Source organism: Caulobacter sp. D5 (assembly GCF_003185805.1).
GTDB lineage: Bacteria > Pseudomonadota > Alphaproteobacteria > Caulobacterales > Caulobacteraceae > Caulobacter.
On the sequence record NZ_QHJY01000568.1, the window covers coordinates 1 to 1846 of the forward strand.

Here is a 1846-nt window from a genome sequence, read left to right on the forward strand (position 1 = left end):
GATCTCGGGGTCTGTCGAGGTCGACAACGCCGCGACCATCGTCACCGAGGGCGCGCGCTCCGACGGGATCCTGGCGCAGGCGATCGGCGGCGGCGGCGGCCTGGGCGGCATGGCCCGCACCATCGCCTTCCAGGTCGGCGGCGCGCCCTCGGGCACGACCACCCGCACCGCCACGGTCAGCGTCGGCGGAACCGGCGGCGACGGCGCGATCGGCGGCCTTGTCGACGTCACCAACACCGGGGTGATCTACACTCAGGGCGATGACTCTTTCGGCGTCCGCGCCCAGTCGATCGGCGGCGGCGGCGGCATCGGCGGCGCCGTCCTCCAGGTCCGCGCCCAAGGCACCAACAGCAACGACTCCTTCGACCTCAACATCGGCGGCTCGGGCGGTACCGGCGGCGCCGGCGGCGTGGTTCAGGTGCTCAACGAGGGCCTGATCGTCACCGAGGGCCGCGGCGCGGCCGGGATCAGCGCCAACAGCATCGGCGGCGGCGGCGGCGACGGCGGCCTGGTGATCGACGTGGTCGGCGGCTACACCGGCGCCGACAAGCAGAGCCACCGCTACGTGCTCAACATCGGCGGTTCGGGCGGCGACGGCGGCACGGGCGGCGACGTCACGGTGACCAACCGCGCCGTGGCCGGAATCGAGGATTCCGGCACGATCGCCACCTCGGGCGACCGCGCCTACGGCGTCTTCGCCCAGAGCCTGGGCGGCGGCGGCGGCAACGGTTCGACCATCCTGTCGCTGACGGCCCTGAAGAGCGCCGAGAACAGCGCCTCGGTCGGCCTCAACATCGGCGGGATCGGCGGCACGGGCAATTCGGCCGGCACGGTGAAGGTCGACAACGCCGGCCTGATCCAGACCACGGGCGCCGACGCCTACGGCGTGCTGGCCCAGTCGATCGGCGGCGGCGGCGGCAACGGCGGCCTCGTGATCGCGGCCAACCTGCTGATCGGCGCCACGGCCAATTCGCCGCTGGTCTCGCTGGGCGGTCTCGGCGGAGACGGCGGCGACGGCGGTTCGGTGATCGTCGACAACAGCGGCCGGATCCTGACCACCGGCGAGCGCGCCCACGGCATCGTCGCCCAGAGCATCGGCGGGGGCGGCGGCGACGCCCAGATGGCCTTCAGCCTGACCGGCGAGGCCAAGAGCCTGATCATCTCCAACGCCCTGGCGGCGGTCGTCGGCGCGGTCGGCGGCGGCTCGGGCGGGCAGGGCGGCGACGTCACCGTCAACCACTCTGGCGACATCACCGTGCTCGGCGACGGCGCCATGGCCATCAAGGCCGAGAGCATCAACGGCGGCGGCGGGACCCTGACCCTCGACTTCTCGGGGATCGTCGGCCTGCCGGGCCAGCCCTATCTCGACCTCAACGGCGACGAGGTGCGGCCCGACCCGATGGTCGTCGCCAAGGCCGGGGCCGAGAACACCTCCGGCGCGGCCGGCGGCAAGGTCACCGTCAACTCGACCGGCACGTTCGGCGCGGCCGGCGACAACGGCGTCGGCTCGTTCGCCCAGTCGATCGGCGGCGGCGGCGGCACGATCGACCTTAACCTGCTGCTGGCGGCCGAACTGGACGAGGTCAATGTCGACGCGCCGGTCGGCACGAAGGTCGAGCTCGGCCTCGGCGGTTCGGGCGGCTCGAACGTCGGCGGCGGCGCGATCGACAGCACGCACACCGGCCAGATCCTCACCACCGGCGCCAACACGCCGGCCGTGCTGGTCCAGTCGATCGGCGGCGGCGGCGGCCGCGCCACGGGCGACGTCACGGTTCCCGCCGGCGCGCTGCTGGGCCAGGTGACCCTGGCTCTTGGCGGCGAGAACCAGACGGGCGCGGCCGGCGGC

General features: G+C 73.7%; 1 pseudogene. It reads left to right on the forward strand.

Features of this window, described 5'->3' with window-relative positions:
- Positions 1–1846 (forward strand): annotated as a pseudogene (locus DMC18_RS26415) (hypothetical protein); the annotation flags it as partial.